The sequence below is a fragment of the Nocardia sp. NPDC004151 genome (genome assembly GCF_042874235.1).
Lineage (GTDB): Bacteria > Actinomycetota > Actinomycetes > Mycobacteriales > Mycobacteriaceae > Nocardia.
This window is the reverse complement of sequence record NZ_JBIAMR010000023.1, coordinates 21,143-29,251: the sequence shown is the minus strand read 5'-3', so window position 1 is coordinate 29,251 and position 8,109 is coordinate 21,143. Positions and strand designations below refer to the sequence as shown.

Annotated in this window: 8 protein-coding genes; 5 read left to right on the top strand and 3 right to left on the bottom strand. The window is 66.8% G+C overall.

Features of this window, described 5'->3' with window-relative positions; translation table 11 throughout:
• The first annotated feature begins 258 nt into the window (after nt 1–258).
• The 5 genes from ACFYTS_RS34130 (at nt 259) to ACFYTS_RS34110 (ending at nt 5,101) form a co-directional block, all read left to right on the top strand.
• Nucleotides 259–408 carry a hypothetical protein gene (locus ACFYTS_RS34130; protein WP_387309423.1) on the top strand — a complete coding sequence of 50 codons (150 nt, stop codon included), beginning with the start codon at nt 259–261 and terminating at the stop codon, nt 406–408.
• Nucleotides 409–646: 238 nt separating this feature from the next.
• Complete coding sequence (locus ACFYTS_RS34125) at nt 647–1,963, top strand: GH25 family lysozyme (RefSeq protein ID WP_387309422.1); 1,317 nt, start codon at nt 647–649, stop codon at nt 1,961–1,963.
• Nucleotides 1,964–2,029: 66 nt separating this feature from the next.
• Nucleotides 2,030–2,422 carry a nitroreductase/quinone reductase family protein gene (locus ACFYTS_RS34120; RefSeq protein ID WP_357289371.1) on the top strand — a complete coding sequence of 131 codons (393 nt, stop codon included), beginning with the start codon at nt 2,030–2,032 and terminating at the stop codon, nt 2,420–2,422.
• Between the two features lie 103 nt (nt 2,423–2,525).
• Nucleotides 2,526–3,785: a lipase family protein gene (locus ACFYTS_RS34115; protein WP_387309421.1), complete on the top strand. Its 1,260-nt coding sequence runs from the start codon at nt 2,526–2,528 to the stop codon at nt 3,783–3,785.
• A gap of 155 nt (nt 3,786–3,940) precedes the next feature.
• Nucleotides 3,941–5,101 (top strand): hypothetical protein, encoded by a 1,161-nt coding sequence (locus tag ACFYTS_RS34110; RefSeq protein ID WP_387309420.1) that lies wholly within the window; start codon nt 3,941–3,943, stop codon nt 5,099–5,101.
• 1 nt (nt 5,102) lies between these two features.
• Here the strand turns inward: ACFYTS_RS34110 and ACFYTS_RS34105 are convergent, their stop codons facing one another.
• From ACFYTS_RS34105 to ACFYTS_RS34095, 3 genes are all read right to left on the bottom strand, one after another.
• Nucleotides 5,103–6,032: a LysR family transcriptional regulator gene (locus tag ACFYTS_RS34105; protein WP_357289378.1), complete on the bottom strand. Its 930-nt coding sequence runs from the start codon at nt 6,030–6,032 to the stop codon at nt 5,103–5,105.
• Between the two features lie 29 nt (nt 6,033–6,061).
• Nucleotides 6,062–6,757 (bottom strand): TetR/AcrR family transcriptional regulator, encoded by a 696-nt coding sequence (locus ACFYTS_RS34100; RefSeq protein WP_387309419.1) that lies wholly within the window; start codon nt 6,755–6,757, stop codon nt 6,062–6,064.
• A 125-nt stretch (nt 6,758–6,882) separates the two neighbouring features.
• Nucleotides 6,883–8,106 (bottom strand): oxygenase MpaB family protein, encoded by a 1,224-nt coding sequence (locus ACFYTS_RS34095; protein ID WP_387309418.1) that lies wholly within the window; start codon nt 8,104–8,106, stop codon nt 6,883–6,885.
• Nucleotides 8,107–8,109: the final 3 nt, after the last annotated feature.

Sequence of the window (8,109 nt, the reverse complement as noted above, 5' to 3'; positions counted from 1 at the left end):
CCCGAACGGCATGCTGCTATGCGGTCACCGACCACAGGAGGGAATGCCGATCAAGTCGCGAAATCCACTACCACCCAGGGAAATCGGTCAGAACAAGGTTCAACGATCTGGCGAGCACGAGCCTAACATGCCTCGATCCGGATCGAGCAACATTGGCACATGGTTCTCGGCCTGGAGCCCGCAACGTGCGGGACTTTCTCCGGGCGGTGCACTCGCGCCGCGCTCGGTTACCGCCGCTACGACTCGATAGTGGGCCCAGTGACTGCTGTCGCGATCGCGGTGTTCGTCGTCGCCTACGTGCTCATCGCCTCCGAGCGGGTGCACAAAACCACCGCGGCCCTCAGCGGCGCGGGGATCGTGCTCGCCGTGGTCGTGGGCAGGATCGAACAGGACATCAGGTGCAGGTAGCGGACTACTTGCTCTGACGTCAGCGTGTCTGGTGTCGCGGTTTGAGGCGGCGGGGACTCGCTAGTGGGTCGCCCGGGGTTTCGGCCCGGATCGGCTGGAAGGCACGTAGTAGAACACTCGTTACAGTGCTGAATCCCGGTGCAATTCTTTGATTCTCACAGCACATCGGTCGCCGTGAGCGGCGGAAATCGCCCTGATTTCCGTGGTCTTTCACACCATCCGTACCGAGGAGAGAGTCATGGCCATACAACAGTTTCCGGGCGTTGTGCTCGGCCCTCTGGGTAAGAGGATGGTGAAGTTTCTCGAGACCTATCCGAGAGCCGACGAGCTGCGGATCACCAGCGGCATGGACGGCGATCACGGCCTGCAATCGCACCATTACGGGTTGTCTTACGACGGCTCGCCGACGGCGGCCATCGATATCGGCTGCGATCGTGACGACGTCAAGATGCGGGACTTCGCCAAGTGGATGTACGACAGGTATTGGAACTACACCGTCGAGCTCATCCATTCGACGCCGTTCGCCGACGATGACGGGTTCTACGTCAAGAATCAGCAGAAGTTCCCCGGCGGCGGACCCTACGGCCCACCCTCGTCGATCGGCCACTTCGACCACATCCACTGGGCGACCTCGGCCGACCTGATGACGCAGCTGGAACAGCTCGCCGGCGGGTCCGCGCCCGACCGGGTCCATCCCGAGATCACCGGGACGCCCGTCGCCTCCGTCACCGCTACCGTCGCCAATACCGCACCGGTCTGGGGCTGGGACGCCTCCGACTACGACTTCGCCCGCGGTCCCATGAACATGGTCGCCGCCCACACCGACGGGATCTCGTTCTTCATCTACAAGACCAGCGAAGGCAGTGACTGGCGGTCCCAGCACTACCAGGAGGTGCTCGAAAGGGCGCGCGACGCCGGGATCCCGGTGCTCGGCAGCTACCACTTCCTGTGGCCGGGAGACATCGCGGAGCAGGTCGATTTCTGGGTGAGCTGTGTCGATGAGCAGACGCCGTGGTGGAAGGAAAGGCCGTGGATCTGGCAGGTCGACGCGGAACAGTCGACGAATGCCCCGCGCCCGCCCAGCGCCGATGAGGTGCTGCGGGCGGTGGAACTCACCAAGCAGCGGCTCGCCGACCGGGGAGCTCCCGGGTACGTCATCGGGTACACCCCGTTCTGGATGTACGGCGATTCGCTCACCGGGGATTACGACATCTGGGCCAGCAATTACAACGGCTCCGGCGCGCCCCGCCCGTTCAAGGAGCAATACCAGGGCGTCGGTGACCATGCCGCGGGCTGGAACGTGATGTCCGGTCGCAAGCCCACCATTCTGCAATTCGCCTCCGACGGGGTGGTCGGCAATCAGCACACCTGCTGCGTCGACAAATTCGACGGCGACCTCTACGACCTCATCCGCAAGTGCGGTCGCGAACCGCAGCCGGCGGCTGCCGCCCGGGCGGTATCGGTCGCGCGCTCCCGGCCGGCCGGACGGCGTCAACCGGCTACCTCGCCGATCATGGTTCCGGATGCCGACGGGGCGCACCTGCCCGTCCGGTAGCTCGGATCGCGGACACCAGCCTGCGGCCACCGCCGCAGGCTGCTCCGGCGGTGCTAACGTCGGGGCATGGCCGACCGGCGCGAGATCCAGCATGCTGTGGTGACGGGATTCCAACGGAGAGTGGGAAATCCGATTCTGAGGCGATTGCCGATCCAGACGCTGTTGGAGACGACCGGGCGGGTGAGCGGGCAGCCGCGGATCACGCCGATCGGTGGGCGGCGCAGCGGCGGCGCGTTCTGGTTCGTGTCCGAGTTCGGGCGGCGGTCGCAGTACATCCGGAACATCGAAGCCGACAATCGGGTTCGGCTGCGGATTCGCGGGCGGTGGTTCACCGGTACCGCGCACCTGATGCCGGAGGACGATCCGGTGGCTCGGCTGCGGTCGTTGCCGAGGGCGAACAGCACGGCGGTGCGGGTGGTCGGTACTGATCTGATGACCGTTCGGATTGATTTGGACTGACACCGGCGGCTGACCGGGCAGCTCTCCCACGCCGGACAATCCAGGCGCGACACACCGCTTCCGCACCGCTTGACCAGCCAAGACAGCGGATACTGTGCTTGCGATGCGGAAGACCATGAGGCGCCGCACGTCATGCGGCATTGTGCAGAAGACCGCCCGGCACGCCCTGTTCCTCGGCGCGCTCGTTCTCGCGTTCACTACCGCAATCTCCTCCGCGGTGGCCGCGCCCGCGCCCGTGCCCGAAGCCGATCCCTTCTACAGCACACCCGCCGACCTGGGTGCCCACAAGAGTGGCGACCCGCTGGCCTGGCGCAGCGTGAAGCTGTTCGGGTTGTCGACGCCGCTGCCCATAACGGCGTGGCAAATCCAATACCTGACAACGGATTCCGAGAACAAGCCCATCACCACGATCGCCACCGTCATCGAACCGACCGCGCCCTGGCGGGGCCCCGGTTCCCGGCCGCTGGTGGCCTTCGCCAGCGCCGAAGACGCTCTCACCACCGCCTGCGCTCCCTCCGCCACTCTGCGCGCACCCATCAACATCGGCAGCCAAACCACCTTGGACCTGCCGTTTCTCGTGGGTCCGCTGCTTCTCGGCTATGCGCTGGTAATCCCCGATTACGAGGGCCCGCAGTCCAGATTCCTCGACGGCGTGATGTCCGGCCACGCCCTGCTCGACGGGATCCGCGCCGCGCGCCGCTTCCCGTCCACCGGACTGGCCGACAGCCCGACCGGGATCTGGGGTTATTCCGGCGGCGCCTACGCGGCGCTGTGGGCGGGGCAACTACGCGCCACCTACGCTCCGGAACTGCCGCTGACCGGCATCGCCGCGGGCGGCATCCCCGCCGACATCCCCGCCATCGCCCGCGCGGCCGACGGCGGCCCGAAAGCGGCCCTCGCCCTACTGATCACGGCGGCCCTGATCCGCAACGAGCCCAGGGCCAAGATCGAGGTCCTGCTCAACAACCGCAGCACCGCCATGCTCGCCGACGTCGGCAAACGCTGCGGAGCCGGTCTACTACAGACCTATTCGGGAACACACCTCCGCGACTACTCCGTCGCAGCCGACCTCTTCGCGCACCCGACGGTCGTGGCAGCCGCCCAACGTCAGGAGCTGGGCGCCATCACCCCGGACGTCCCGCTGTACCTGTACCACAGCAACGCCGATGAGATGATCCCCGCCCCCGGCGTCCACGCCCTCATCAACCGCTACTGCTCCATGGGATCGACTCTCACACAACACTTCTCGAACATCCCGGGCCACAGCGGCGCCGCCATTGTCGAAGCCGTGGGCGCCCTGCGCTACCTCGGCGACCGCTTCGCCTCCGGCCCGCCCGCCCGAGGCTGCGCCGCCGCCTCCTGATCGTATGGCCGATGGTGGCGCGCTCAGCGGACCAGCTCGGTCAGGGGGCCGTCTGGGTTCGCGGGTGTTTCCACAGAGATTCCTCACGAGTCGGAGGGTTCAAGGGCCGGTCTCCGCCCCGTAGTGTGCACGCGGGATGAAGGGAGACCCGGGATATGGCCGGTGTGCGTAATGGGTTTCTTCTGCTCGGAGGAGTGGCGGCGGTGGGGGCCGGGGCGTTGCATCTGTTCGCGGCGGGGTTGCATACCGAGCATGCGACGTTGGCGCGGTTGATGGTCGTGCTGGCGGCGGCGCAATGCGCGGTGGGGCTCGTGGCGATGGTGAGTGCCCGGAAAGCTGTGCCGGTCATGGTGATCGGGGTCAACGTCGTGGCCGTGGCGGTCTGGGCGTACACGCGGGTGGCGGGGTTGCCGTGGCCCGACGGGCTCGACGTGGCCGAGGCGCCGCAGTTCCTCGACAGCACCTGTGCGGCGCTGGGGGCGGTCTCGATCGTCGGGGCCGCGGTCGCGTTGGTGCGGCCCGAGGCGAAACTGGGCGTGCCGCAGGCGGCGACAGCCGCTGGGCTGTCGGGAGTTCTCGCTGTCGCGGCGATGCTCGGCGGGGCCGGGCATGTGCACAGTCACGGCACCGGGGATCACTCCCATGCGGACGGCGACCACACCGCTCACGACCATGGGACCGGGAATGCTTGGCCGCGGCCGTGGGATCCGGCGAAGCCGATCGATGTGTCCGGGGTGCCGGGGGTGACCGCCGCGCAGGAGCAGCGGGCGACCGCGTTGATTCGCAGCACGCTGGACGATCTGCCCGCGTTCGCCGACGTCCATTCCATCGGCGCGCTGGGCTACCGGTCCATCGGCGATTCGATCACCGGGTACGAGCACTTCATCAATACGGCCTACATTCGCGATGACCTGTTCCTCGATGCCGAACATCCGGAGTCGCTGGTCTATCGGGTCGACGGCGACAATCGGACCCTGGTGTCGGCGATGTACATCGCGAAGGGCAAGAAGATCGACGACCCGGATCTGGTGAACTACGGCGGGGCGTTGATGCAGTGGCATGTTCACGACAACCTTTGCTGGAAGGCCGGCGACGGTGGCCCGCAGGTCGCCGGAGTCACCGATGCACAGGGCAATTGCCCGCCCGCCTCGATCAATCCCGGTGCGGGCAATCCGATGGTTCATGTGTGGATCACCGCGAACCAGTGCGGGCCGTTCGCGGCGCTCGAGGGTCATGGTGCGGGGCAAGCGGCCACCAGCCTTGACGGCCGGCGTACCGACACCTGCTCGCACGACCACTCGGGCGGGCATCGCTGAGTCAGCGGTCTGCCGCTCGGTCTTTCACGAAGTCGGTGGCGATGGCGGCGAGGCTGCGGGTCAGGTCGGATTCCGCGCCTCGTCGCCAGACCAGGGCCCAGCGGGCGGGTGGGGCGTCGGGCATGGGGATGTAGATGACGTCGGGGCGGGCGTAGTGGCGACTGGCGTGGGCGTGAACCGGTGTGATGGCCTTACCCGCGGCCAACTGGAGGATCATGTCCTGGAAGTTGTCGACGTACGCGACGCGGGAGATGGTGCGGCCGGAGGCGGTGGTGAAGGGGGTGATGGCGCTTTGCCAGTAGTCGGGAGGCTGATTGGCGGCGTCGGTGCCCGCGCCGAAGACGCCGTAGTCGGCGAGATCTTCGTACGTGGCCGAATCCCGTTCTGCCAGGGGGTGATTCGCGCCGACGAGGAGCATGAACGGTTCCTCGTAGAGAATCGGGCCGACAATCAGATCGGGTTCCTCGATGGGGAGCCAGCTGATCAGAATGTCGATCTCGTCGGCGCGCAGCGCGCCGAAGGGATTGCCGAAATGGACGTGTTCGATGTGCACACTCGTATTCGGGTGGCGGGCCCGGAAGATATCCAGCAGCGGTCGCACTTCCTCGAGGCTGCTGCTGGTCACGCCGATACGGAGCAGACCGTCGTCACCGTAGCGCGCCGAGCGTTCGGCGCGGCCCAGGCTGGCGCACAGGTCGCGGTAGTTGACCTGCAAGTCCTCGAAGAGGCGGCGGCCGATCGGGGTCAGCGAGACGGTGCGGCTGGAGCGGTCGAAAAGCTTTCCGCCGATCCGGCTTTCGAGTTTCCGGATCACCTGGCTGACGCGGGCCTGCGAGAGGTACAGCCGCTCGGCGGTGCGACCGAAATGCAGTTCCTCGGACAGCGTCAAGAAGATCTCGATGTCGCGCAGTTCGATATCGCGCGGGTCCATACGGGTCGTCCCTATCGATCGGTACGGGGCTACCGACCCGGCGGGTCGAGCATGGGAAGGAGGAATTGGCGGGCGATCGCCGCGAGTTGCTCGTCGTCGTCGATGTCGACGACCTGACTCGGAATCGCCAAGAAGGAAGCGCAGATTCGGACCATCAGTTCGGCGACCACCTCGACCCGCAGGTCCGGGGAGATGGTGCCCGCCCGCTGCTCCTGCCGGAGTTGGCGGGCCACGAATTCCCGCACCATGGCCACCGCCCGGCCGCCGTCGCCGACCAGGGAACTCACGAAATAGTCGGGTTCGGCGGTGATCAGGGCACCGATCAGCGGATTGCCGCGCAGTGCGCGCAGCGAGCTCACGAACCCGACGACCACCCGCTCCCCGACATCGGCCGCCGCCGCGATATCGACCAGGAAGGTGTCGAAGTACCGGCGGAATTCGCGCAGGATGACGCGCTCCACCAGTTCTTCCTTGGTGCTGAAGCGCCGGTAGACGGTGATTCGCGAAACCCCCGCGGTCCGCGCGACATCCTCCATCGTCGACCGCTGCACACCCCAGCGGCGGAACTGCTCGTCGGCCGCGTCGAGAATGCGGGTGCGCATACTGTCGATGTCGTCGACCTGTTCGACCGCTTGCAGGTAGGCGCGTTCAATCAAGGACTGGCCGAGTGGGAGTTCCTTCGCGCGCGGCGCGGGTTCCACGGCGTCCTCCTGATCGCGTTTCACGTCTCCACATCGTTGCCGATACAGCGATACGTTAGCTGTTTCCTTGAATCCGGAGGCTCGTGGGCGACGGCGAGCCGCGGCCCGCCGTCGCCGTCAGTGCGCGCCGCCCCGGACCGGCAGGCGAATCACCGGTTGGTCAGCGGGATTTCGATACTCAACGGCATCCGCAGCTCGGCCATGTACCAGAGCACGAACTGCCGCAGGAACTCGTCGAACATCCAGTAGGGCGCGTCGACCACCGGAGCCACCGACAACACGCCCTCCCGGACCGCGACATACGGACCCCACGCGACCTCGAGCAGCGGACTCCACACCGGCTCCCGCGGAATGGCGAGCCAGTCGGCGACCTTGTCCCCCATGATGAATCGGGTGAACGCGCCCAGAATGCCGTGACTGAGCAGCGTCAGGTCGAGATCCGCGCCCAGATCGAGCAGCTGATGCGCCAGATCGGTGCCTTCGGCGGTCGGGGCGAGGATCGGGTCGAGTTGCTGCGCGGCCTGCGCGTCGGCCTGGTCCCAGGTTGCCGGGATGTACTCGTCGCGGATGCCGAGCAGATGCGCCGCCAACTGCCAACTGTGCAGGTAGCCAGCCGATTCCGCGGCCGGGATGGGCAGCTTCCACGCGGTCAGGGTGCGCATGATGGTGGTGGCGAGACTGTGCCAGGTGACCATCATGTCTTCCTGGCTGATCGGCGTGACATCCGATGGCCAGTGTGGCGACTGCGGCAGCAGATGCCGCACCGACGCGTGGATGATCCGGGTCTTCACGCAGGTGACGACCATTTCACCGCCCTGGCCATAGGCGTTCACCGTGCCGATGTCGTATCCGAACTTCGCGGTCTTGGCGATGCGCTCCTTGAGGTGCGACCCGCCGCGCGAGTAGTACACCGCCCGCGCCTCGTGCGGAATGACCGTCGACATCATGCCGCTGGCGAACGCGTACAGCACGCCCAGGTAGGTCCCCCGCTTCTTGGTGAATTCGAACGAGCTGGCCAGCTTGCCCTGGTCGGTCCAGGACGGCAGCTGCCGCGCGTCCTCGATGAAGTCCGCCAAGGACTTCGGCAGTCCGGCGGGCAGGGGCTGATCGTTGTAGATCCAGGTCGCCAGCAGCCGGTTGATCTGCGGTACGTCGGCGTGGTCGATGATGTCGGCCAGCACGGAGTCGGCGTCGGGGTCGTAGACGGTCATCGGGTCCGCGCCGCCGCCGACGCCGACCACCGAATCGGCGGGCGACCACTTCCAGGGCTCCGCGCGCACGGTGCGCGGTGTCAGCGCCATGGCGCCGACGACCCCCAGGAGGCCGCTTCCTGTCCTCAATGCGTCGCGCCTGCTCAGACGGTGTGCATCCATAGC